Here is a 23120-nt window from a genome sequence, read left to right on the forward strand (position 1 = left end):
GTGCTGCCCTTTTGCTTTTCTCAACGTAAAGAATCTACAGCCATCATGGACAATAAACGTATTCCTCAAGCCGCGTCGCCCCTGGCATCGTGGCTTTCTTATCTGGAAAACCTGCACAGTAAAACCATCGATCTCGGCCTGGAACGCGTAAGTCAGGTGGCGCGCAAACTGGGTGTGTTGAAACCCGCGCCATTTGTTTTTACGGTGGCGGGAACCAACGGGAAAGGCACAACCTGCCGTACGCTGGAATCTGTGCTGACCGCAGCAGGTTATAAAGTTGGCGTTTACAGTTCGCCGCATCTGGTGCGCTACACGGAACGCGTACGCGTGCAGGGACGTGAACTGCCGGAATCAGCGCATACAGCCTCGTTTGCTGAGATTGAAGATGCGCGTGGCGACATTTCCCTGACCTACTTTGAATACGGTACGTTATCGGCGCTCTGGTTGTTTAAACAGGCCCAACTGGATGTCGTCATCCTGGAAGTTGGGTTAGGCGGTCGCCTTGACGCGACCAATATCGTGGATGCCGATGTTGCGGTGGTCACCAGCATTGCGCTTGACCATACTGACTGGCTGGGCCCGGATCGCGAAAGCATTGGTCGTGAGAAGGCGGGAATTTTCCGTGCAGAGAAACCGGCTATCGTCGGCGAGCCGGAAATGCCTTACACCATTGCCGATGTTGCACAAGAGAGCGGGGCGATTTTGCAACGCTGCGGCGTGGACTGGCGCTATGCGGTCACGGAGAACGACTGGTCCTTTACGGACGATCACGGCACGTTGGCGCACCTGCCGTTGCCGCAGGTCCCACAACCTAACGCCGCGACCGCACTGGCAGCACTGCGCGCAAGCGGGCTTAACGTCAGCGAGCAGGCCATTCGTGATGGTATTGAACAGGCGATTTTACCGGGGCGCTTCCAGATTGTGAGCGAGTCGCCGCGGGTGATTTTTGATGTTGCCCATAACCCGCATGCGGCGGAGTATCTGACCGGCCGTCTGAAAAAATTAGTGAAAAGCGGGCGTGTACTTGCGGTTATCGGTATGCTACATGATAAAGATATTGCCGGTACGTTAGCCTGGTTAAAAAGCGTGGTTGACGCCTGGTACTGTGCGCCCCTGGAAGGGCCGCGTGGTGCTACTGCAGAACAACTGCTGGAGCATCTGGGCAAAGGCTACGCCTATGACAGCGTGGCGCAGGCATGGTCTGCGGCGCTAGCTGAGGCGAAGCCAGAAGATACCGTGTTGGTGTGTGGATCGTTTCACACTGTCGCACATGTCATGGAAGTGATAGACGTGGGGAGAAGCGGTGGCGAGTAAGTTTCAGAATCGATTAGTCGGCACAATTGTGCTGGTCGCGCTGGGGGTGATTGTGCTCCCCGGGCTGCTTGACGGGCAGAAAAAGCATTATCAGGATGAGTTTGCGGCGATCCCGCTGGTGCCGAAACCCGGCGATCGCGATGAACCAGACATGATGCCTGCAGCAACGCAGGCGCTGCCGACGCAGCCGCCGGAAGGGGCGGCAGAAGAGGTGCGCGCGGGCGATGCTGCCGCGCCATCGTTGGATCCGTCACGTTTGACGACGGCAAACAGCGCGGAGTTAGATCCTGTCCCCGCGCCTGTAGAACAGCCGAAACCCAAACCGAAGCCGCAGCCGGTTGCCGTCGCTCCGACGCCAGCACCGGCTCCAGCGCCGAAACCGGCCGCGGTGGAACCGCCAGCGCCAACCGGCAAAGCGTACGTTGTACAGCTCGGTGCGCTGAAAAATGCGGATAAGGTCAATGAGATCGTGGGTAAACTTCGTGGCGCGGGCTTCCGGGTATATACTTCCCCGTCAACGCCGGTGCAGGGTAAAATAACCCGTATTCTCGTAGGACCTGACGCCTCCAAAGATAAGCTGAAGAACTCGCTGGGCGAGCTGCAGAAGATCTCCGGTCTGAGTGGCGTAGTGATGGGGTACACCCCTAATTAAGGGATTGCGCTGTTCACGGCGCTGCTCTTAATTCAGGCCGGATAGGGCGTTTATACCGCTATCCGGCAGTGCCCGAAGAGGCATAAAACGGTATGGCGTTGAAGATTTTTTCAGCGCCATTTTTATTTACGCGTGGAAAGGAAATCCCTACGCAAACGTTTTCTTTTTCTGTTAGAATGCGCCCCGAACAGGACGACAGGGCGTTAAATCGTGGGACACTTATGGTCTGGATTGATTACGCCATTATCGCGGTGATTGGTTTTTCCTGTCTGGTTAGCCTGATCCGTGGCTTTGTTCGTGAAGCATTATCGTTGGTGACTTGGGGTTGTGCTTTCTTTGTCGCCAGCCATTACTACACTTACCTGTCTGTCTGGTTTACGGGCTTTGAAGACGAACTCGTTCGAAATGGGATTGCTATCGCGATACTGTTTATCGCGACACTTATCGTCGGCGCTATCGTTAACTTTGTGATAGGCCAACTGGTAGAGAAAACAGGCCTGTCGGGTACCGACAGGGTGTTGGGGATCTGCTTTGGTGCTCTGCGAGGAGCGCTGATCGTCGCCGCCATACTGTTCTTTCTCGATACCTTTACCGGTCTGTCGAAAAGTGAAGACTGGAGCAAGTCGCAGCTGATCCCGCAGTTCAGTTTCATCATCAGATGGTTCTTTGACTATCTGCAAAGCTCGTCAAGTTTCTTGCCCAAAGTATAAACTTTGGGTTGTTGCTGAACGAGGAAAAGACGTATGTGCGGTATTGTCGGTATCGCCGGTGTTATGCCGGTAAACCAGTCGATTTATGACGCGTTAACGGTGCTCCAGCATCGTGGTCAGGATGCCGCAGGCATCATCACCATTGATGCCAACAACTGCTTCCGCTTGCGTAAAGCAAACGGAATGGTGAGCGATATTTTTGAAGCGCGCCATATGCAGCGTTTGCAGGGCAATATGGGCATCGGTCATGTGCGTTACCCAACGGCTGGCAGCTCCAGCGCCTCCGAAGCTCAACCTTTTTACGTCAACTCACCGTATGGCATCACGCTTGCCCATAATGGCAACCTGACCAATGCGCATGAGCTGCGTAAAAAGCTGTTTGAAGAAAAGCGCCGCCACATCAATACCACTTCAGACTCTGAAATTTTGCTGAATATTTTCGCCAGCGAGCTGGATAACTTCCGCCATTATCCGCTGGAAGCCGATAATATTTTTGCTGCTATTGCGGCAACCAACCGCCAGATCCGCGGCGCCTATGCCTGCGTGGCGATGATTATTGGCCACGGTATGGTTGCCTTCCGCGATCCTAACGGTATCCGTCCGCTGGTACTGGGTAAACGCGATATCGGGGATGGTCGTACCGAGTATATGGTGGCCTCCGAGAGCGTGGCGCTGGATACGCTGGGCTTTGAATTCCTGCGCGATGTGGCACCTGGCGAAGCGGTGTATATCACCGAAAAAGGTCAGCTGTTTACTCGCCAGTGTGCTGATAACCCAGTCAGCAATCCGTGCCTGTTTGAATACGTTTACTTCGCACGTCCTGACTCCTTTATCGACAAGATTTCCGTTTACAGCGCCCGTGTAAATATGGGGACCAAGCTTGGCGAAAAAATTGCTCGCGAGTGGGAAGATCTGGATATTGACGTGGTGATCCCGATTCCGGAAACCTCCTGCGATATCGCGCTGGAAATTGCCCGTATTCTCGGTAAGCCGTACCGTCAGGGTTTTGTGAAAAACCGCTACGTGGGCCGTACCTTTATCATGCCCGGCCAGCAGCTGCGCCGTAAATCCGTGCGCCGTAAGCTGAACGCCAACCGTGCGGAATTCCGTGATAAAAACGTGCTGCTGGTGGATGACTCCATCGTGCGCGGTACCACCTCGGAACAGATTATCGAGATGGCGCGTGAAGCCGGAGCGAAGAAAGTGTATCTGGCCTCTGCGGCCCCGGAAATTCGCTTCCCGAACGTTTATGGTATCGATATGCCTACGGCGACGGAGCTGATTGCTCATGGTCGCGAAGTGGACGAGATTCGCCAGATAATCGGTGCAGACGGTCTTATCTTCCAGGATCTGAACGATCTGATTGAAGCGGTCCGCGCTGAGAACCCGGATATTCAGCAGTTTGAATGTTCAGTGTTTAACGGCGTGTACGTCACCAAAGACGTCGACCAGCAATATCTCGATTTCCTTGACTCCCTGCGTAATGACGATGCCAAAGCAATTTTGCGTCAGAACGAAGCGGAAAACCTCGAGATGCATAACGAAGGGTAATGTTCTGTTGCAGGTCAGGACACATAGAGTGGACTGACTTGCAACTGCGCATAAAAACCTGCAAAGTCAGCCCTGAAGCAAGTAAGGGCGAAAAAATGAAACGACTCATTGTAGGGATTAGCGGTGCCAGTGGCGCGATTTATGGCGTGCGCCTGCTGCAGGTTTTGCGTGACGTTACTGATGTGGAAACCCATCTGGTGATGAGTGCTGCTGCCCGACAGACGCTGGCGCTGGAAACTGACCTCTCTGTACGCGACGTGCAGGCACTGGCGAATGTAAATCACGATACGCGCGATATCGCCGCCAGTATCTCTTCCGGCTCTTTTCAGACCGCCGGAATGGTAATATTACCTTGTTCAATCAAAACGCTTTCAGGCATCGTCCACAGTTACACCGATGGACTGCTTACCCGTGCGGCAGACGTGGTGTTGAAAGAACGCCGCCCGCTGGTGCTGTGCGTGCGTGAAACGCCGCTGCATCTGGGGCATCTGCGGCTGATGACGCAGGCGGCAGAAATTGGCGCGGTGATTATGCCGCCAGTCCCGGCATTCTATCATCGCCCGCAAACGCTAGATGATGTGATTAATCAAACAGTTAACCGCGTACTCGACCAGTTTGATATCTCCCTTCCACAGGATCTGTTCACCCGCTGGCAAGGGGCGTAAAACCGTTCCATCAGCGTGCAAAGAAACATCCGTTGCCCTGTTTCAGGGCAATTTTGTAACCGCGATCATATCCTCAACATTTAATTCGTTAAAACTCCACGAAACGCTGCGGTTCAACCGTCAGACCTGCTATCTTCAAAATCAGGACATTATTGCAACGTTTTATTAACATATTTAACGTCGAATATCCTCATCGACGCGAAAATGGCATAAGACCTGCATGAAAAAGTCTGCAAACACACAACACAACGTAAAACATAATAAAATTACGCCACTTGAGGGTTATGTATGAAGAAGACGGTTCTTGCTTTGTCTTTGCTGGTAGGACTCTCCGCCACCGCGGCCAGCTACGCAGCACTTCCGCAGACGGTTCGTATTGGTACAGATACAACGTACGCACCTTTTTCCTCTAAAGATGCCAAAGGCGACTTTGTCGGCTTTGATATCGATCTGGGAAATGAGATGTGTAAGCGCATGCAGATTAAATGTACCTGGGTAGCCAGCGACTTTGACGCGCTGATCCCGTCGCTGAAAGCGAAAAAAATTGATGCCATCATCTCCTCGCTTTCAATCACTGAGAAGCGTCAGCAAGAGATTGCGTTCTCAGACAAGCTTTACGCAGCAGACTCACGTCTGATCGCTGCGAAAGGTTCCCCAATTCAACCGACTCTTGATTCCCTTAAAGGTAAACATGTTGGCGTACTGCAAGGCTCGACTCAGGAAGCCTATGCTAATGACAACTGGCGCAGCAAAGGCGTAGATGTGGTGGCCTATGCGAACCAGGACCTTATCTATTCTGACCTGACAGCGGGTCGTCTGGACGCGGCGTTGCAGGATGAAGTCGCGGCCAGCGAAGGCTTCCTGAAGCAGCCTGCCGGTAAGGACTACGCTTTTGCTGGTCCGTCGGTGAAAGATAAAAAATACTTTGGTGACGGCACAGGGATTGGCTTGCGCAAAGATGATGCAGAGCTGAAAGCTGCTTTCGATAAAGCGCTGGGCGAACTGCGCAAAGACGGCACCTACGACAAAATGGCGAGCAAGTATTTTAACTTCAATGTCTACGGCGATTAATACGCCGCAGCGGGGAATGGACTGCACCATTGCGGGTAACCATTACGGTGCATAATAAATTCAGTGCACTGTTTTGGTGCTTTTGTCGCTGTCTTAATAAGCATGAGTGCATACTTAAGCGCTTTTCATGCAAATAAATACCGTCGACAGGGTAGAATGCTTTGCCTTGTCGGCCCGATTAATGGCACGATAACTGCACCTGGTCCTGTAAAGATCCCCTATAAAAGACAGTCTGTTGAGGATAGTTATGAAAAAACTGGTGTTGTCTCTTTCTCTGGTCCTGGCTTTCTCCAGTGCTACCGCAGCATTTGCAGCCATTCCGCAAAAAATTCGTATCGGTACCGATCCTACTTATGCGCCGTTCGAATCGAAAAATGCACAGGGTGAATTAGTCGGTTTTGATATCGATCTGGCTAAAGAGCTGTGCAAACGTATCAATACACAATGTACCTTCGTGGAAAACCCGCTGGACGCGCTTATCCCTTCGTTAAAAGCGAAGAAAATCGATGCGATTATGTCCTCGCTTTCCATCACTGAAAAACGTCAGCAGGAAATCGCCTTTACCGACAAGCTTTATGCAGCCGACTCGCGTCTGGTTGTCGCTAAAGATTCTGCTATTCAGCCAACCATTGAGTCGCTGAAAGGTAAACGTGTTGGCGTGCTGCAGGGCACGACTCAGGAAACCTTCGGCAACGAGCACTGGGCGCCAAAAGGCATTGAAATTGTCTCTTATCAGGGGCAAGACAATATCTATTCTGACCTGACTGCTGGGCGTATTGATGCTGCTTTCCAGGATGAAGTCGCAGCCAGCGAAGGCTTCCTGAAACAGCCGGTCGGTAAAGATTACAAATTCGGCGGCCCATCTGTAAAAGATGAGAAGTTATTCGGCGTGGGTACCGGTATGGGGCTGCGCAAAGATGATAACGAACTGCGCGAAGCACTGAACAAAGCCTTTGCCGAGATGCGAGCTGACGGTACTTACGAGAAGCTGGCGAAAAAGTACTTCGATTTTGATGTTTACGGCGGTTAATCACCGCAGGTGCTGATAAAGCCCGTAGATTTTTGACGTGTTGAATTTATGCCTGATGGCGCTGTGCGTATCCGGTCTACAGCGATTTTGTAGGCCGGATAAGGCAAAGTCGCCATCCCGCATTTAACAGTTTGTCTGAAATCAAAAGAGGCTTATTACTCCACCACACACGACAGGACAGGCAGCATGTTGTATGGCTTTTCAGGTGTTATTTTACAGGGCGCAATTGTTACGCTGGAGCTGGCACTTAGCTCGGTGGTACTGGCGGTTCTGATAGGCCTTGTCGGCGCGGCAGCAAAGCTGTCGCAAAGCCGGGCGCTGGCGCTTATTTTCGAAGGGTACACAACGCTTATCCGCGGCGTGCCCGATCTGGTCTTAATGCTGCTCATCTTTTACGGATTACAAATCGCGCTGAATACCCTTACCGATGCAATTGGTATCAGCCAGATTGATATCGATCCGATGGTCGCGGGTATTATTACGCTCGGGTTTATCTACGGAGCCTATTTTACCGAAACATTTCGTGGCGCATTTATGGCCGTGCCAAAAGGCCATATTGAAGCCGCGACGGCATTCGGTTTTACCAGTTCACAAATATTTCGCCGCATTATGTTCCCGGCGATGATGCGCTATGCCTTACCGGGAATTGGCAACAACTGGCAGGTCATTCTTAAGGCCACGGCGCTGGTATCGTTGCTCGGCCTGGAAGACGTGGTGAAAGCCACTCAGCTTGCCGGAAAAAGTACCTGGGAGCCGTTCTATTTTGCCGTAGTGTGCGGGGTCATCTATCTGGTGTTTACCACAGTTTCTAATGGTGTGCTGCTGTACCTTGAGCGCCGCTATTCCGTGGGTGTGAAGAGGGCTGACCTGTGATTGAGATTATTCAGGAATACTGGAAGTCCCTGCTGTGGACCGACGGGTATCGCTACACCGGCGTGGCTATCACCCTGTGGCTTCTGATTTCATCGGTGGTGATGGGCGGGATACTGGCGCTGTTTTTGGCAATTGGTCGTGTTTCCAGTAATAAATTTATCCAGTTTCCCATCTGGCTGTTCACCTATATTTTTCGTGGGACGCCGCTGTACGTCCAGTTGCTGGTGTTTTATTCCGGGATGTATACGCTGGAGATAGTCAAAGGCACGGACTTCCTCAACGCGTTTTTCCGCAGTGGGCTAAATTGCACCGTGCTGGCGCTGACGCTGAATACCTGCGCCTATACCACGGAGATTTTCGCCGGGGCTATTCGTTCCGTACCCCATGGTGAGATTGAAGCCGCGCGCGCTTACGGTTTCTCGTCGTTTAAACTGTATCGCTGCATTATTTTGCCTTCCGCGCTGCGTATTGCGCTGCCGGCTTACAGCAATGAAGTTATTTTAATGCTGCACTCCACGGCGCTGGCGTTTACCGCAACGGTGCCTGATTTGTTGAAAATCGCCCGCGATATCAACTCGGCAACGTATCAGCCGTTTACCGCCTTCGGTATTGCCGCTGTTCTGTATTTGATTATTTCGTATGTCCTGATCAGTCTGTTCCGTAAAGCGGAAAAACGCTGGTTGCAGCATGTATCCTCTAAATGATTCGAGTAACACGATGTCTGAAAATAAATTAAACGTTATCGATTTACATAAGCACTACGGCGAACATGAAGTGCTGAAAGGGGTATCGCTGCAGGCCAATGCGGGTGATGTTATCAGTATTATTGGCTCGTCAGGTTCCGGTAAAAGTACCTTCCTGCGCTGCATTAACTTTCTCGAGAAACCGAGCGCCGGGTCGATTGTGGTGAGTGGTCAGAACATTGGTCTGGTACGCGACAAAGACGGCCAGCTTAAGGTTGCAGACAAAAATCAGCTGCGCTTGCTGCGCACGCGACTGACGATGGTCTTTCAGCACTTTAATCTGTGGAGCCACATGACGGTGCTGGAAAACGTGATGGAAGCGCCGATCCAGGTGTTGGGGCTGAGCAAGCAGGACGCTCGCGAACGTGCGGTGAAGTATCTGGCGAAAGTGGGTATTGATGAGCGCGCTCAGGGCAAATATCCGGTGCATCTGTCCGGTGGTCAGCAGCAGCGTGTCTCCATTGCTCGTGCGCTGGCGATGGAACCGGAAGTGTTACTGTTTGATGAACCCACGTCGGCGCTTGACCCGGAGCTGGTGGGCGAAGTGCTGCGCATTATGCAACAACTGGCCGAAGAGGGAAAAACCATGGTGGTCGTGACCCACGAAATGGGGTTTGCCCGTCATGTCTCCACGCACGTGATTTTCCTGCATCAAGGGAAGATTGAAGAAGAGGGCGATCCGGAGCAGGTATTTGGTAATCCGCAAAGTCCGCGTTTGCAGCAGTTCCTCAAAGGTTCGTTGAAGTAAGTCACCTGCCCGGAGGCGCTACGCTTTCCGGGCCTGGGATTTTAGCGCGTCGCACTCCAGACGATAAACCCAGTCGTCGTAGGCGATACCATCAATCTCATACGCCTTTTCCAGCACCTGCGTACGCACGAACCCCGTTTTTTCCAGAATCCGTATTGAGCCCTTATTATCCGCCAGTGCGTAAGCATTTATCGCTGTGACCGCCGCGTGCTCGAAGGCGTACTGGCACACCGCGCGTACGGCTTCGCTGGCAATACCTTTCCCCTGCGCCTGTGGCATGATGGCGTAGCCGAGGTCGGCTTCGTGCGGGTAGAGATGGCTGATTTGCAGACCAATATCGCCGAGCGGCGTCGGGTTGTTGTGCTCGCGGATGACAAAAGTGTGCTGTGCGGCAAGGCGTCTGGCGAATAACAGACGCGTATCTTTCGCCGGGGCGATGTTGCCCATATAGCGCATGACTTCAGGACATTCACGTAGTTTCTGGAAAAATGACCAGTCAGAAAACTGAAACAAAGAGAGGGTAAGTCGGGGAGTCGAAATTATCGCCATAACGTCGCCATTGCAGAAATCTGGCCTATAACCTTACCACCACAACGGCGACCGTGAATAGCGCTTAGGGGTTATCGGATGACATCCGCCAGCGCTTCTTCTAAATCGTACCAGCGAAACGCGAAACCGGAGGCTTCCAGGCGTTTTGGCAACGCTCGCTGCCCGCCGAGAACCAGCACTGAAGATTCGCCCATCAGCAACCGCATTGCGGTGGCGGGAACGCGCAGAATGGCAGGACGGTTCAGGGCGTGGCCCAGCGCGTGGGCAAACTGCTCATTGTGCACCGGGTACGGTGAAACCATATTGAAGGGACCGCGCAGATCGTTATCCAGCAGCCAGAGAATTCCGTTGACCATATCATCAATATGGATCCAGGCCATATACTGGCGTCCGTTGCCAATTGGTCCGCCTAAGCCAAGACGAAACGGCGGGACCATTTTCGCCAGAATGCCGCCAGCAGAGGCCAGTACCACGCCGGTGCGCAGCATACACACGCGGGTTTTGTCGCTTTGCGCGGTGCTGGCAATTTGCTCCCAGCGGGCGCACAGCTTATGGGTAAATTCGTTATGCGGCGGCTCTTCTTCTGTGACCACCACTTCGCCTAAATCGCCGTAGTAACCGGTAGCGGAACCGGAGATTAGCACTGCGGGCGGTGTCTCGCTGGCATTGATTAAATCGACCAGCTTCTGCGTGATGACCCAGCGGCTCTGACACAGGCGTTCCTTTTGCTGGGCACTCCAGCGCTTGTCCGCAATCGGCTCTCCGGCAAGGTTAATGACGGCATCAATGTCATTGAGATTTTGCCGCTCTTCCAGCCCTTTGGACAGCGTAACCCGGGAGTCGAGAATCTGACGCGCCTTATCAGGAGAACGGGTCACTACGGTTATCTGATGCCCCAGCTCCAGCAAGCGGGGGATCAGATGACGTCCAATCAGGCCAGTACCGCCGGTAATCAGAATCTGCATGTCGCCTCCCGGGTTATGTTTAGCGCTGCCAGCTCAGCGTCATAGAGACTGAGTCGGCGTAACGTAATGCGTGAAGTTTATCTATCTCTACTTGAGCATAAGTGACCCAGTGATGTTCGCGTGCGATGTCGAGCACATCTTGAGTTAATTTTTCTAACAATGAGAAGCGGTTACCCTCCACGTGGGCAATGATGCTCTTGGTGATAGTGCGATAATTCAGCGCGTCGTTGATATCTTCGCTGGTACGGGCTTTGTCTGCCGGGTAGTGAATGGCAATGTTGATGACGATATCCTGGCGGTTAAGGATCTCCTCTTCTTTGATGCCGATAAAAGTGCGCAGACGAAGGTTTTTTATACGAATAATTGCGTCAGGTTGTGACATTGCAGGTTTCCTCCATGTATGAACCTTTGCATGATACACGAGAACCGAATCGCGTCACCGCTTCTCACTTTGTGCTTGTTGCATGGCGCGTTCCGTTGCGGGACGCGTACGGATGCGTTCATGCCAGTTATTGACCGCCGGGTAGTTGTCGAGGTCGATGCGCTGACGCTGATGGGCGTGGATCCACGGCCAGCAGGCAATGTCGGCAATGCTGTAGTGATCGCCTCCCAGCCAGGGGGACGTTTCCAGACGTTTATTCATCACGTTGTACAGGCGCTGGGTTTCAACCTGGTATCTTTCAATGGCGTAGGGAATCGTTTGTGGGGCGTAGTGGCTAAAATGATGATTCTGACCCAGCATGGGTCCGAGGCCGCTGACCTGCCAGAACAACCACTGCAGTGTAGTGTGGCGTTCACGTAACTCACCGCTCAGCAGCTTACCGCTCTTTTCTGCCAGATAGAGTAAAATTTCTCCGGACTCAAACAGGCTGATGGGCTTTCCGCCGTCTACCGGGACACTGTCGATAATGGCCGGGATTTTATTGTTTGGTGAGATTTGCAGAAAATCAGGGTGAAACTGGCTACCTTTGCTGATATCGACATGAATCAGACGGTATTGCAGTTGTGCCTCTTCAAGAAACAGCGTGATTTTGTGACCGTTTGGCGATGGAGTGTAATAGAGATCGATCATTTTCAGCGTCCGTTTTGTCATGAACCGGGTCATAACAAGTATAGAGCCTGTTGGCGTGCGTGAGTTTTCATCAAGTGACAGTGAGAGAAAGACTCTATATTTTGAAGGCAAGCCAATACATTTCAGAGGACATTATGAGCAAATCTGCAATTACGCTGTGGTCAGATGCCAATTTTTTTTCCCCTTACGTGCTGTCTGTTTATGTCGCTCTGCAAGAGAAAGGACTGCCTTTTACGCTGAAAACCGTTGATCTCAACAGCGGCGAACACTTGCAACCTTCATGGCAAGGGTATGCGTTAACGCGGCGCGTACCGGTGCTTGAAATCGACGTTTTCGAGCTGAGCGAATCATCAGCGATTACCGAGTTCCTGGAAGAGAGCTTTGCACCACCGCAGTGGGAACGTATCTACCCACACGATGTGCAAAAGCGCGCGCGGGCGCGCCAGGTTCAGGCGTGGATCCGCAGCGATCTGATGCCTATCCGTGAAGAACGCTCAACGGACGTAGTTTTTGCTGGCGTGAAGAAAGGTCCGTTAAGCGAAGCGGGAAAAGTCAGTGCGGAGAAATTGTTCGCCACTGCGAGCCATTTATTGAGCCACGGGAAGCAGAATTTATTTGGCGAATGGTGTATTGCCGACTGCGATTTAGCGCTAATGCTGAATCGTCTGGTCCTTAACGGCGATGAGGTTCCCGAAGCGCTTGCAGAATATGCCGCCTTCCAGTGGCAGCGCGCTTCAGTCCAGCGTTTTATCGCGCTTTCAGCGAAGCGTTCCTGCTGAAAAACGGGGCGTAATCCAGTATCATTACAGGGTACTTTTCAACGAGGAGTGAGTGATGAAACTGATGTTCGCATCGGACATTCATGGTTCGTTGCCAGCCACGGAACGCGTACTTGAACGGTTTGCCGCAAGCGGTGCGCAATGGCTGGTGATATTGGGTGATGTTTTAAACCACGGACCGCGTAATGCGCTCCCGGAAGGCTATGCGCCTGCGCAGGTTGCTGAGCGGTTGAATGCGCTGGCAGCGCGGATTATCGCGGTGCGTGGCAATTGTGACAGCGAAGTGGATCAGATGCTTCTGCATTTTCCGATGACCGCGCCGTGGCAGCAAATTCTGACAGAAAACCAGCGACTCTTTTTGACGCACGGGCATCTTTTTGGCCCGCAAAATATGCCGGCGCTCAACGTGGGAGATGTGCTGGTTTATGGGCATACACATTTGCCCGTCGCTGAGCGTCAAGGGGATGTTTACCACTTCAATCCCGGCTCGGTAAGCATCCCGAAAGGGGGCTTTGCGGCAAGTTACGGGATTCTGGATGATAATGTTCTCAGCGTAATGGCACTCAATGATCAAAGTGTTATTGCACAGGTCGAGATTAATCCGTAATTTACCCCACAAACATAAACGCGCCGTAAGAGCGCAAGAAAAAAGAAGGTTTCCTGATGGTGGAACAGCGTCGTTTGGCAAGTACGGAATGGGTGGATATTGTGAATGAAGACAACGAAGTCATTGCACAATCCAGCCGGGAACAAATGCGGGCGCAACGCTTACGCCATCGTGCAACGTATATCGTCGTGCATGATGGTATGGGCAAAATTCTGGTTCAGCGTCGTACTGAGACAAAAGATTTTTTGCCCGGCATGCTGGATGCCACCGCTGGCGGTGTTGTGCAGGCTGACGAGCAACTACTGGATTCAGCGCGCCGTGAAGCGGAAGAGGAACTGGGGATTGCGGGCGTACCGTTTGCCGAGCATGGGCAGTTTTATTTTGAAGACCAGAACTGTCGCGTCTGGGGCGGGCTGTTTAGCTGTGTTTCCCACGGACCGTTTGCGCTTCAGGAAGAAGAGGTTAGTGAAGTTTGCTGGCTGACGCCGGAAGAAATTACCGCGCGCTGCGACGAATTTACGCCGGACTCACTGAAAGCCCTGGCGCTGTGGATGACCCGCAACGCTAAGAATGAAGGGGCGAAAGCCGAAAAGCAGGAAGAAGCTGAGTAAAATCTGCTCATCCGGCCTACAGCGTCGAGAAGTCGTGTAGGCCGGGCAATCGTTTGTTAATGGTAACCCATTATCTGCGCGCCAATCACCACCACGCTGGACATAATAAACAGCAGTCCCAACAGCGTGGCGCCTACCTTCAGCCAGTTACGAAAATCCACCCGACACACGCCTAACGTTGCCATCAGCGATGCCGACGTAGGATAGATAATATGACTGAATCCGTCGCCAAACTGGAAGGCCAGTACGGTGACCTGACGGTTTACGCCAACCAGATCGCCTAAGGGTGCTAATAACGGCATGGTCAATGCAGCCTGACCAGAGCCAGAAGTAACGAAGAAATTAAACACCGCCTGGAACAGCAGCATAAACCACGCCGCGATGGCGTTATCCAGCCCGCTGATGCCGTTGGCAATGCTGTGCAGCAGCGTGTTCAACACGCTGGCTTCCCCCGCTTCTCCATTACCGACCAGCAGTAATATGCCCTTGGCAAAACCGACCAGCAGGGCAGGGGCAATCATCATTCGCGCGCCTTCAGTGAATGAGGAGGCCATGATGTTGACCGTCATGCCGTTGAGACGAAAGACCACGCCGATAATGCCAATTACCAGGCCCATGGTGAAGAACTGGCTGGCTATCTCAGGAATAAACCACGCGTTGACGATCACGCCCCAGACAACCCAAATCATTACCGCAGTCAGCACCAGCAGCACCAGCCAGTCGCCCAGCGTGAAGCGTCGTTCCACAACGTCGTCCTGCTGTTCGCGAAAGAAACGGTCGGATTCATGTACCCGGGACAAAAGCGGATTCTTTTTGATGCGTGCCGCATAGGCCAGCGTGAAGGTCAGCCCTATCAGGGTCGCAACCACCCACACAATGATACGCAGGCCGGAACCAGAGAGTACCGGCACGCCCGCAATCCCCTGCGCGACGACCACGCAAAACGGGTTCATCCATGAGCTGGCGAATCCAATTTGAGTCGCAATATAGGTGACCAGAACGGTGGTGATACTGTCGTAACCTAACCGTACCATTAACGGTGCGATAATAATGGCAAAGGCGACCGCCTCTTCTCCCATGCCAAACACCGCGCCGCCTAATGAGAAGAGAACAAACAGCACCGGGATAAACAGGACTTCGTTTCCTCGCGTATGGCGGATGAGCGCCAGGATGCCGTTATCGATGGTTCCGGTACGCATAACGATGCCGAATGCGCCGCCAATCACCAGCATAAACATAATAATGCCGACGGCAGTGCCGAATTTAGAGCCGGAGGTTAACCCTTCAAACGGAAAATTCATCAAGCCCGGGCGCTCATCACCGGTGGTGAAAAACTGCACCCGGTGATACTGCTCTTCGCCCGCGTCGTTGGTCAGAATTCGAAAAGAGTGGGGGTCGACCACCTTACGGGTTTTGGTTTGTCCATCAACCTGATACTGCACTTCCTGACTGTCGAACATCCCGACGGGAACAACCCATGTCGCCAGACTGGTTAAAATGGCAACGAAAAAAATAATCACCAACGTATCGGGCATCGCCCATTTTTTAGCTGGCTGTGTTTCTGTTACTGCTGACATGAAAGACTATCCCTGTTGCAATGCAAAAGAGGATAAGTATGCAAACAGGAGAATAGTTATTCATTGATGCAGCGCATCCTGGCAAATGTTTCAGAATATGCCAACGAGAAAAACAGGTATAAAAAAACCGGAAATATAAGCTATTTCCGGTTTAATAAGCAGAAGTGTTGCCGGATAAGACATCCGGCACACTCGACAGATTACTGCTGCTGTTGGGAAGACTGGATCGCGGTCAGAGCGATGGTGTAGACGATGTCGTCAACCAGCGCGCCACGAGACAGGTCGTTCACAGGCTTGCGCATACCCTGCAGCATCGGCCCGATGGAGATCAGGTCGGCAGAACGCTGTACCGCTTTGTAGGTGGTGTTGCCGGTGTTCAGATCCGGGAAGATGAACACGGTAGCACGACCTGCAACCGGAGAGTTCGGCGCTTTGGATTTTGCTACGTCAGCCATAACGGCGGCGTCATACTGCAGCGGACCGTCGATCATCAGGTCAGGACGTTTTTCCTGCGCCAGACGCGTGGCTTCACGAACTTTTTCTACGTCGCTACCTGCACCAGAAGTACCGGTGGAGTAGGAGAGCATTGCTACGCGCGGTTCGATACCGAAGGCAATGGCGGATTCAGCGGACTGAATCGCGATTTCTGCCAGTTGCTCTGCAGTCGGATCCGGGTTGATCGCGCAGTCGCCGTATACGTAAACCTGATCCGGCAGCAGCATGAAGAACACGGAAGACACCAGGGAACTACCCGGTGCAGTTTTGATCAGCTGCAGCGGCGGACGGATGGTGTTCGCGGTGGTATGAACTGCACCAGAAACCAGACCGTCAACGTCGTCCTGTTCCAGCATTAGGGTACCGAGAACCACGTTGTCTTCCAGCTGTTCGCGGGCAACGGTTTCGGTCATACCTTTGTTTTTACGCAGTTCGACCAGGCGAGCAACGTAGCTTTCGCGAACCACATCTGGATCAACGATTTCTACGCCAGCGCCCAGCTCAACGCCCTGAGAGGCCGCAACGCGGGTGATCTCATCCGGGTTGCCCAGCAGTACGCAGGTTGCGATACCGCGTTCAGCACAGATAGCCGCTGCTTTAACGGTACGCGGCTCGTCACCTTCCGGCAGAACAACACGCTTGCCGGCTTTACGTGCCAGCTCGGTCAGCTGATAACGGAACGCTGGCGGAGACAGACGACGGCTGCGCTCAGAGGTCGCGGTCAGGGATTCAATCCAGTCAGCGTTGATGTAGTTAGCAACGTATTCCTGAACTTTCTCAATACGTTCGTGATCGTCAACCGGAACTTCCAGGTTGAAGCTCTGCAGGCTCAGAGAGGTCTGCCAGGTGTTGGTGTTCACCATGAATACCGGCAGGCCGGTTTCAAATGCACGTTCGCACAGTTTAGTGATACGCGCGTCCATTTCGTAGCCGCCAGTCAGCAGCAGGGCACCGATTTCCACGCCGTTCATGGCTGCCAGGCATGCTGCAACCAGCACGTCAGGACGATCGGCGGAAGTCACCAGCAGAGAACCGGCACGGAAGTGCTCCAGCATGTGCGGAATGCTGCGTGCGCAGAAAGTCACAGACTTCACGCGACGGGTATTGATATCACCTTCGTTAACGATAGTGGCGTTCAGATGACGCGCCATATCGATTGCACGCGTTGCGATCAGATCGAAGCTCCATGGCACCGCGCCCAGAACCGGCAGCGGGCTGGATTCTTGCAGTTTAGCCGGATCAACTTTGATCACTTTTGCTTTGGAAGAGTCGTCGAAAATCTCGGACAGATCCGGGCGAGTACGGCCCTGCTCATCAACCGGTGCGTTCAGTTTGTTAACGATTACGCCGGTGATGTTGGTGTTTTTCGCGCCGCCGAAGCTGCTGCGAGTCAGTTCAATACGCTCGTTCAGCTGTTCCGGGGTATCGGTACCCTGAGACATTACGAAGACGATTTCTGCGTTCAGCGTTTTCGCGATTTCGTAGTTCAGAGACTGCGCGAACTGATGTTTGCGGGTTGGGACCAGGCCTTCAACCAGTACAACTTCAGCGTCTTTAGTGTTCGCGTGGTAGTTCGCGATGATCTCTTCCATCAGCACATCTTTCTGATTGCTGGACAACAGAGATTCAACGTGGCTCATCTTCAGCGGCTCAGCGGCTGGCAGAGAAGAGTTAGCACGGACGATGCTGGTAGTCTGGTCTGGCGCATCGCCACCGGCACGCGGTTGAGAGATCGGCTTGAAGACGCTCAGACGAACGCCTTTGCGTTCCATTGCGCGGATCACGCCAAGGCTGACGCTGGTCAGACCGACGCTGGTTCCGGTAGGGATCAGCATAATAATACGGGACACGGTTTATCCTCTTTCGTTACCGTCGATGTAGACGGGTTACAAAACAGCACCGCCAGCTAGGCTGGCGGTGTGAAATCAGGCAGTCAGACGGCTCGCGTCTTGCGCGATAACCAGTTCTTCGTTGGTTGGGATAACCACCGCAGGACGGGTACCTTCTTTGTTGATGAAACCAGATTTGCCGAAACGTGCGGCCAGGTTACGTTCGTGGTCAACTTCAAAGCCCAGAACGCCCAGTTTGCCCAGAGACAGTTCACGAACCATCGCTGCGTTTTCACCAATACCACCGGTGAAGACAACTGCATCCAGACGACCATCCATCAGCGCAGTGTAAGAACCGATGTATTTCGCCAGACGGTGACAGTAAACGTCCATTGCACGTTTAGCGTCTTCTTTAGTCGCGTAGTTATCTTCAACATAACGGCAGTCGCTGGTGACTTCGGTCAGACCCAGCAGGCCGGACTCTTTGGTCAGCATTTTGTTGATCTGGTCAACGCTCATGCCCAGGGTGTCGTGCAGGTGGAAGATGATCGCCGGGTCGATGTCACCGGAACGCGTACCCATCACCAGACCTTCCAGCGGGGTCAGACCCATGGAGGTATCAACACATTTACCGTTACGGATAGCAGATACAGAACCGCCGTTGCCCAGGTGGCAAGTGATGATGTTGAGCTCATCAACCGGTTTGTTCAGAATTTTTGCCGCTTCCTGAGTCACGAAGAAGTGGCTGGTACCGTGCGCGCCGTAACGACGAACACCGTGTTCTTTGTACAGGCTGTATGGCAGAGCATAGAGGTAAGACTCTTCCGGCATGGTCTGATGGAACGCGGTGTCGAACACAGCCACGTTTTTGTCTTTCAGATTCGGGAAGGATTTCAGCGCTTCTGCGATACCGATCAGGTGTGCAGGGTTATGCAGCGGTGCAAAAGAGGCTGCGTCTTTGATACCCTGAATAACAGAATCGTCGATAACCACAGAGCCGGTGTATTTCTCGCCGCCGTGAACAACACGGTGACCAATCGCAGTCAGCTGAGCAGACAGTTCTGGTTTTTGTGCCAGAATAGTATTAACGATAAAATTCAGCGCTTCACTGTGAGCGGCGCCTGCACCTAAAGCCGCTTCTTGTTTACCGCCGTCCATTTTCCACTTGATACGTGCTTCTGGGAGATGGAAACATTCGGCTAAACCAGAGAGGTATTCTTCACCGTTTACTGCATCGATGATGGCAAATTTCAGTGAGGAGCTACCGCAGTTCAGAACCAGTACTAACTTACTCGACATGGAAGTACCTATTTATGATACGTGGCTAAAAAAACGTCAGGAAGTCATAGAGCGTAGCGCATGATGACACCGACGTTTATGATTAACATCATGCGCCATAGTCTTTTTGGGCACGATGGAATAAATACCTTTGAGTCTATGTCATTTTGCGTATTTTTCAGCCAATGGCATACTATGTGTCAATTTGACGACTCAATGATTTTGGACTAAAGGCCTTACAGGCCGGCACAGGATACCTGAATGTGGGTATTAAAGACAAAATGTTTTGAACGATGTCCTTTGTAGTTGTTGTTTTGCACAAATTTTTTAATTTTTATATGTGAAGTTGAGGTAACCGCCATGTCGACACCGGATAATCGTTCCGTCAATTTTTTTAGCTTGTTTCGCCGGGGGCAGCACTATGCGAAGACGTGGCCAATGGAAAAGCGCCTCGCACCTGTGTTTGTAGAGAACCGCGTGATCCGCATGACGCGTTACGCGATCCGTTTTATGCCGCCTATCGCCGTCTTCACCTTATGCTGGCAAATTGCGTTAGGTGGGCAGTTGGGACCGGCCGTGGCGACTGCGCTGTTTGCGCTCAGCCTGCCGATGCAGGGCATGTGGTGGCTGGGTAAACGTTCTGTAACGCCGCTGCCGCCTTCAATACTCAACTGGTTCTACGAAGTTCGGGGTAAATTGCAAGAAGCCGGGCAGGCGCTCACTCCGGTAGAAGGAAAGCCTGATTATCAGGCGCTGGCTGACACGCTTAAGCGCGCCTTCAAACAACTGGATAAAACTTTCCTTGATGATTTGTAATTGACCCCTGATTACGCATATAAAAGAAGGCACAAGATGCCTTCTTTTTTTTCATCGCAGTAGTAGTGATACAGGAGTCCCAAATGGAAATGACCAACGCTCAACGTCTGATTTTGTCTAATCAGTACAAAATGATGACTATGCTCGATCCCACTAACGCCGAGCGTTATCGTCGTTTGCAGACGATTATTGAACGCGGTTACGGCTTGCAGATGCGCGAGCTGGATCGTGAGTTTGGTGAGCTGACGGAAGAAACCTGTCGTACGATTATCGATATTATGGAGATGTATCACGCATTACATGTGTCCTGGACTAATCTTAAGGACGCGCAGGCTATTGATGAGCGCCGCGTGACCTTCCTTGGCTTTGACGCCGCAACGGAAGCCCGTTACCTCGGGTACGTACGTTTTATGGTTAATGTGGAAGGTCGTTATACCCACTTTGATGCGGGTACGCATGGCTTCAACGCCCAGACCCCGATGTGGGAAAAATATCAGCGTATGCTGAATGTCTGGCACTCTTGCCCGCGCCAGTATCACCTGAGTGCGAATGAAATTAACCAAATCATTAATGCCTGAGGGGGCGAGCGTGCAGTGCAAAGGTTTTCTGTTTGATCTGGATGGAACGCTGGTCGATTCCTTACCCGCAGTAGAACGCGCGTGGTGCAACTGGGCCGATCGTTTTGGCCTCGATCACGCCGAGGTGCTCGGCTTTATTCATGGCAAGCAGGCCATTACCTCCCTGCGACACTTTATGGTGGGCAAATCTGAGGCTGAGATCGCCGCGGAATTCACCCGCCTGGAGCAGATCGAAGCGACGGAAACCGCGGGGATCACTGCGCTGCCGGGAGCGGTTGATTTACTCAACCACCTCAATAAAGCGGGTATTCCATGGGCGATTGTGACCTCCGGATCCATGCCGGTCGCACGAGCGCGTCATCGTGTCGCGGGGCTGCCTTCTCCTGAAGTGTTTGTCACCGCCGAGCGGGTAAAAAGAGGCAAACCCGAGCCAGACGCCTATCTGTTAGGCGCCCAGCTTCTGGGTCTTGCGCCACAGGAATGCGCGGTGGTGGAAGATGCGCCCGCTGGGGTGCTTTCAGGACTGGCTGCAGGGTGTCATGTGATAGCGGTCAACGCGCCTGTGGACACGCCGCGTCTGGATGAGGTCGATTTTTCGCTGACCAGTCTGGAACATATTTCTGTGACCAAACAGCCTAACGGAAATGTGGTCGTGGTAAGAAATACCTGAACATGATTTAGCCCCAGATTGTTGGGGCTTTTTTATGGCAGAATCGATCCATCCCTCTCATTTAACAAGGATATGTTGTGAACGGTGAATTGACATGGGTTCTCTCATTGCTGGCGATTGCCGTCGTCTTGTTTGTCACTGGCAGAGTGCGTATGGACGCGGTCGCTTTGCTGGTCATCATTGCCTTTGTTCTGAGCGGAACATTGAGCATCACAGAAGCCTTTTCCGGATTCAGCGATCCTAACGTTATTTTGATAGCGGCATTATTCATTATCGGCGACGGCCTGGTGCGTACCGGGGTGGCGACGGTAATGGGTGCCTGGCTGGTGAAGGTGGCTGGCAGCAGTGAAGTCAAAATGCTGGTGTTGCTGATGATTACCGTTGCCGGGCTCGGGGCGTTTATGAGTTCGACCGGCGTGGTCGCCATCTTTATCCCGGTGGTCTTAAGCGTTTCCATGCGCATGGAAATTTCCCCTTCACGCCTGATGATGCCGCTGAGCTTTGCCGGCTTGATAAGCGGCATGATGACGCTGGTGGCGACGCCGCCTAACCTGGTCGTCAACAGTGAACTGTTACGTGAAGGACTCAACGGGTTCAGCTTTTTTAGCGTTACCCCGCTGGGGCTGGTGGTTCTGGTACTCGGCATAATTTATATGCTGCTGATGCGCTTTATGCTCAAGGGAGAAGATTCCAGGCAGCCGGGAGACGGCTGGAAACGCCGGACCTTTCGCGATCTGATTAAAGAATATCGCCTGACCGGGCGCGCGCGTCGCCTGGCGATTCGTCCCGGTTCTCCTATGATTGGCCAGCGTCTGGATGATCTGAAGCTGCGTGAGTGCTACGGGGCAAACGTGATTGGCGTGGAACGCTGGCGTCGCTTTCGTCGCGTAATAGTCGACGTTAACGGGGTTTCTGAGTTTCGCGCCCGTGACGTATTGCTGATTGATATGTCCGCGGCCGATGTCGACCTGCGTGAATTTTGCAGTGAACAGTTTCTGGAACCGATGGTACTGCGCGGCGAATACTTCTCGGAGCAGGCGCTTGATGTGGGGATGGCCGAGATCTCTCTGATCCCTGAATCGGAATTGATCGGCAAAACGGTACGGGAAATCGCTTTTCGTACCCGTTACGGGCTGAATGTCGTTGGGCTGAAGCGCGATGGCGCGGCTCTGGCTGGAGCGGTGGTGGATGAGCCATTGCTGATGGGCGATATCATATTAGTGGTGGGCAACTGGAAGCTCATCACACTGTTGGGACAAAAAGGGCGTGATTTTGTCGTGCTGAATATGCCCGAGGAAGTCAGTGAAGCTTCTCCGGCGCACAGCCAGGCACCGCATGCGATTTTCTGTCTGGTGCTGATGGTTGCTCTGATGCTCACTGATGAAATTCCCAATACGGTGGCTGCGATCATCGCTTGTCTACTGATGGGGAAATTTCGCTGTATTGATGCCGAAAGTGCCTATAAAGCGATTCACTGGCCAAGCATTATTTTGATTGTCGGGATGATGCCCTTCGCGCTGGCTTTACAAAAAACCGGCGGTGTCGACTTGGTGGTGAAAGGGCTGATGGATGTCGGTGGCGGGTATGGCCCGTATATGATGTTGGGCTGCCTGTTCGTGCTGTGTGCGACTATCGGGTTATTTATCTCCAACACCGCGACGGCGGTGCTGATGGCGCCAATCGCGCTGGCGGCTGCAAAGTCGATGGGCGTTTCACCGTATCCTTTTGCGATGGGGATTGCGATGGCAGCATCCGCAGCCTTTATGACACCGGTCTCTTCGCCGGTAAACACTCTGGTGCTCGGACCTGGCAACTACAGCTTTAGCGATTTCGTGAAGATTGGCGTACCGTTTACCATCATTGTGATGGCGGTGTGCGTGGTGATGATCCCGATGCTGTTTCCGTTTTGATTTTGTTGGCGGATGGCGACGGGGATA

Annotated in this window: 24 protein-coding genes; 17 read left to right on the plus strand and 7 right to left on the minus strand. The window is 52.8% G+C overall.

Going from position 1 to position 23120, the window contains the following annotated elements; genetic code table 11:
* Window positions 1-45: 45 nt before the first annotated feature.
* The 10 genes from folC (at window position 46) to hisP (ending at window position 9357) form a co-directional block, all read left to right on the plus strand.
* The gene (folC, locus tag GFC06_RS11630; protein ID WP_047500877.1) at window positions 46-1314 is read left to right on the plus strand and encodes a bifunctional tetrahydrofolate synthase/dihydrofolate synthase; all 1269 of its coding nucleotides are present in this window, start codon (window positions 46-48) and stop codon (window positions 1312-1314) included.
* Window positions 1304-1966 (plus strand): cell division protein DedD, encoded by a 663-nt coding sequence (dedD, locus tag GFC06_RS11635; protein ID WP_016153857.1) that lies wholly within the window; start codon window positions 1304-1306, stop codon window positions 1964-1966. The genes folC and dedD overlap by 11 nt, the downstream gene beginning before the upstream one ends.
* Before the next feature lie 221 nt (window positions 1967-2187).
* Window positions 2188-2676, plus strand: a complete 489-nt coding sequence (gene cvpA / locus GFC06_RS11640; protein ID WP_005129678.1) for a colicin V production protein — start codon at window positions 2188-2190, stop codon at window positions 2674-2676.
* A 33-nt stretch (window positions 2677-2709) separates the two neighbouring features.
* On the plus strand, window positions 2710-4227 hold the full coding sequence (gene purF / locus GFC06_RS11645; protein WP_005129677.1) for an amidophosphoribosyltransferase: 1518 nt from the start codon (window positions 2710-2712) through the stop codon (window positions 4225-4227).
* A gap of 95 nt (window positions 4228-4322) precedes the next feature.
* Window positions 4323-4892, plus strand: coding sequence for a UbiX family flavin prenyltransferase (locus tag GFC06_RS11650; RefSeq protein WP_019077299.1), 570 nt, complete (start codon window positions 4323-4325; stop codon window positions 4890-4892).
* 288 nt (window positions 4893-5180) lie between these two features.
* Window positions 5181-5963: a lysine/arginine/ornithine ABC transporter substrate-binding protein ArgT gene (argT, locus tag GFC06_RS11655; RefSeq protein ID WP_006683634.1), complete on the plus strand. Its 783-nt coding sequence runs from the start codon at window positions 5181-5183 to the stop codon at window positions 5961-5963.
* A gap of 247 nt (window positions 5964-6210) precedes the next feature.
* A complete protein-coding gene (gene hisJ / locus GFC06_RS11660; protein WP_003028120.1) occupies window positions 6211-6993 on the plus strand; it encodes a histidine ABC transporter substrate-binding protein HisJ in 783 nt (260 codons plus the stop codon).
* A gap of 186 nt (window positions 6994-7179) precedes the next feature.
* A complete protein-coding gene (locus GFC06_RS11665; RefSeq protein ID WP_016153853.1) occupies window positions 7180-7866 on the plus strand; it encodes a histidine ABC transporter permease HisQ in 687 nt (228 codons plus the stop codon).
* The gene (hisM, locus tag GFC06_RS11670) at window positions 7863-8570 is read left to right on the plus strand and encodes a histidine ABC transporter permease HisM (protein WP_003028116.1); all 708 of its coding nucleotides are present in this window, start codon (window positions 7863-7865) and stop codon (window positions 8568-8570) included. Before GFC06_RS11665 ends, hisM begins: the two co-directional genes overlap by 4 nt.
* Window positions 8571-8583: 13 nt before the next feature.
* Window positions 8584-9357 carry a histidine ABC transporter ATP-binding protein HisP gene (hisP, locus tag GFC06_RS11675; protein ID WP_016153852.1) on the plus strand — a complete coding sequence of 258 codons (774 nt, stop codon included), beginning with the start codon at window positions 8584-8586 and terminating at the stop codon, window positions 9355-9357.
* Window positions 9358-9375: 18 nt separating this feature from the next.
* Here hisP and GFC06_RS11680 read toward each other — a convergent pair whose 3' ends face one another.
* From GFC06_RS11680 to yfcG, 4 genes are all read right to left on the minus strand, one after another.
* Entirely contained in the window at window positions 9376-9906 is a 531-nt protein-coding gene (locus tag GFC06_RS11680; protein WP_016157046.1) for a GNAT family N-acetyltransferase, read from the minus strand.
* A 71-nt stretch (window positions 9907-9977) separates the two neighbouring features.
* On the minus strand, window positions 9978-10871 hold the full coding sequence (locus GFC06_RS11685) for a TIGR01777 family oxidoreductase (protein WP_016153850.1): 894 nt from the start codon (window positions 10869-10871) through the stop codon (window positions 9978-9980).
* 19 nt (window positions 10872-10890) lie between these two features.
* The gene (folX, locus tag GFC06_RS11690) at window positions 10891-11253 is read right to left on the minus strand and encodes a dihydroneopterin triphosphate 2'-epimerase (protein WP_016153849.1); all 363 of its coding nucleotides are present in this window, start codon (window positions 11251-11253) and stop codon (window positions 10891-10893) included.
* A 54-nt stretch (window positions 11254-11307) separates the two neighbouring features.
* Entirely contained in the window at window positions 11308-11943 is a 636-nt protein-coding gene (gene yfcG / locus GFC06_RS11695) for a GSH-dependent disulfide bond oxidoreductase (protein ID WP_141875537.1), read from the minus strand.
* A 134-nt stretch (window positions 11944-12077) separates the two neighbouring features.
* Here yfcG and yfcF point away from each other — a divergent pair, with 134 nt between their 5' ends.
* From yfcF to yfcD, 3 genes are read left to right on the plus strand one after another with little or no spacing between them, the layout of a single operon-like run.
* Window positions 12078-12722 (plus strand): glutathione transferase, encoded by a 645-nt coding sequence (gene yfcF / locus GFC06_RS11700; protein WP_153690180.1) that lies wholly within the window; start codon window positions 12078-12080, stop codon window positions 12720-12722.
* Between the two features lie 55 nt (window positions 12723-12777).
* Window positions 12778-13329: a phosphodiesterase gene (gene yfcE / locus GFC06_RS11705; RefSeq protein ID WP_016153846.1), complete on the plus strand. Its 552-nt coding sequence runs from the start codon at window positions 12778-12780 to the stop codon at window positions 13327-13329.
* A gap of 56 nt (window positions 13330-13385) precedes the next feature.
* Window positions 13386-13940 carry an NUDIX hydrolase YfcD gene (gene yfcD / locus GFC06_RS11710; protein ID WP_006683645.1) on the plus strand — a complete coding sequence of 185 codons (555 nt, stop codon included), beginning with the start codon at window positions 13386-13388 and terminating at the stop codon, window positions 13938-13940.
* 56 nt (window positions 13941-13996) lie between these two features.
* On the opposite strand, the gene yfcC is transcribed toward yfcD, so the two are convergent.
* From yfcC to ackA, 3 genes are all read right to left on the minus strand, one after another.
* On the minus strand, window positions 13997-15517 hold the full coding sequence (gene yfcC, locus GFC06_RS11715; protein ID WP_016157044.1) for a putative basic amino acid antiporter YfcC: 1521 nt from the start codon (window positions 15515-15517) through the stop codon (window positions 13997-13999).
* Between the two features lie 200 nt (window positions 15518-15717).
* Window positions 15718-17862 carry a phosphate acetyltransferase gene (gene pta / locus GFC06_RS11720; protein ID WP_016153844.1) on the minus strand — a complete coding sequence of 715 codons (2145 nt, stop codon included), beginning with the start codon at window positions 17860-17862 and terminating at the stop codon, window positions 15718-15720.
* A gap of 75 nt (window positions 17863-17937) precedes the next feature.
* Window positions 17938-19140: an acetate kinase gene (gene ackA / locus GFC06_RS11725; RefSeq protein ID WP_016153843.1), complete on the minus strand. Its 1203-nt coding sequence runs from the start codon at window positions 19138-19140 to the stop codon at window positions 17938-17940.
* Between the two features lie 339 nt (window positions 19141-19479).
* Here ackA and yfbV point away from each other — a divergent pair, with 339 nt between their 5' ends.
* From yfbV to GFC06_RS11745, 4 genes are all read left to right on the plus strand, one after another.
* Window positions 19480-19935: a terminus macrodomain insulation protein YfbV gene (yfbV, locus tag GFC06_RS11730; RefSeq protein WP_016153842.1), complete on the plus strand. Its 456-nt coding sequence runs from the start codon at window positions 19480-19482 to the stop codon at window positions 19933-19935.
* An 83-nt stretch (window positions 19936-20018) separates the two neighbouring features.
* Window positions 20019-20513, plus strand: coding sequence for a YfbU family protein (locus tag GFC06_RS11735; protein ID WP_016153841.1), 495 nt, complete (start codon window positions 20019-20021; stop codon window positions 20511-20513).
* On the plus strand, window positions 20506-21183 hold the full coding sequence (locus GFC06_RS11740; protein WP_153690739.1) for a sugar phosphatase: 678 nt from the start codon (window positions 20506-20508) through the stop codon (window positions 21181-21183). The genes GFC06_RS11735 and GFC06_RS11740 overlap by 8 nt, the downstream gene beginning before the upstream one ends.
* Before the next feature lie 77 nt (window positions 21184-21260).
* A complete protein-coding gene (locus GFC06_RS11745; protein ID WP_153690181.1) occupies window positions 21261-23093 on the plus strand; it encodes an SLC13 family permease in 1833 nt (610 codons plus the stop codon).
* The last annotated feature ends 27 nt before the right edge of the window (window positions 23094-23120 follow it).

This window comes from Citrobacter braakii, from assembly GCF_009648935.1.
GTDB classification, from domain to species: domain Bacteria; phylum Pseudomonadota; class Gammaproteobacteria; order Enterobacterales; family Enterobacteriaceae; genus Citrobacter; species Citrobacter braakii.

Bases quoted from the DNA above. Each gene is read 5' to 3' on its own strand.
- folC (WP_047500877.1), top strand. From the start codon at position 46: ATGGACAATAAACGTATTCCTCAAGCCGCGTCGCCCCTGGCATCGTGG.
- cvpA (WP_005129678.1), top strand. From the start codon at position 2,188: ATGGTCTGGATTGATTACGCCATTATCGCGGTGATTGGTTTTTCCTGT.
- purF (WP_005129677.1), top strand. From the start codon at position 2,710: ATGTGCGGTATTGTCGGTATCGCCGGTGTTATGCCGGTAAACCAGTCG.
- GFC06_RS11650 (WP_019077299.1), top strand. From the start codon at position 4,323: ATGAAACGACTCATTGTAGGGATTAGCGGTGCCAGTGGCGCGATTTAT.
- argT (WP_006683634.1), top strand. From the start codon at position 5,181: ATGAAGAAGACGGTTCTTGCTTTGTCTTTGCTGGTAGGACTCTCCGCC.
- hisJ (WP_003028120.1), top strand. From the start codon at position 6,211: ATGAAAAAACTGGTGTTGTCTCTTTCTCTGGTCCTGGCTTTCTCCAGT.
- GFC06_RS11665 (WP_016153853.1), top strand. From the start codon at position 7,180: ATGTTGTATGGCTTTTCAGGTGTTATTTTACAGGGCGCAATTGTTACG.
- hisP (WP_016153852.1), top strand. From the start codon at position 8,584: ATGTCTGAAAATAAATTAAACGTTATCGATTTACATAAGCACTACGGC.
- GFC06_RS11680 (WP_016157046.1), bottom strand. From the start codon at position 9,906: ATGGCGATAATTTCGACTCCCCGACTTACCCTCTCTTTGTTTCAGTTT.
- GFC06_RS11685 (WP_016153850.1), bottom strand. From the start codon at position 10,871: ATGCAGATTCTGATTACCGGCGGTACTGGCCTGATTGGACGTCATCTG.
- folX (WP_016153849.1), bottom strand. From the start codon at position 11,253: ATGTCACAACCTGACGCAATTATTCGTATAAAAAACCTTCGTCTGCGC.
- yfcG (WP_141875537.1), bottom strand. From the start codon at position 11,943: ATGATCGATCTCTATTACACTCCATCGCCAAACGGTCACAAAATCACG.
- yfcF (WP_153690180.1), top strand. From the start codon at position 12,078: ATGAGCAAATCTGCAATTACGCTGTGGTCAGATGCCAATTTTTTTTCC.
- yfcE (WP_016153846.1), top strand. From the start codon at position 12,778: ATGAAACTGATGTTCGCATCGGACATTCATGGTTCGTTGCCAGCCACG.
- yfcD (WP_006683645.1), top strand. From the start codon at position 13,386: ATGGTGGAACAGCGTCGTTTGGCAAGTACGGAATGGGTGGATATTGTG.
- yfcC (WP_016157044.1), bottom strand. From the start codon at position 15,517: ATGTCAGCAGTAACAGAAACACAGCCAGCTAAAAAATGGGCGATGCCC.
- ackA (WP_016153843.1), bottom strand. From the start codon at position 19,140: ATGTCGAGTAAGTTAGTACTGGTTCTGAACTGCGGTAGCTCCTCACTG.
- yfbV (WP_016153842.1), top strand. From the start codon at position 19,480: ATGTCGACACCGGATAATCGTTCCGTCAATTTTTTTAGCTTGTTTCGC.
- GFC06_RS11735 (WP_016153841.1), top strand. From the start codon at position 20,019: ATGGAAATGACCAACGCTCAACGTCTGATTTTGTCTAATCAGTACAAA.
- GFC06_RS11740 (WP_153690739.1), top strand. From the start codon at position 20,506: ATGCCTGAGGGGGCGAGCGTGCAGTGCAAAGGTTTTCTGTTTGATCTG.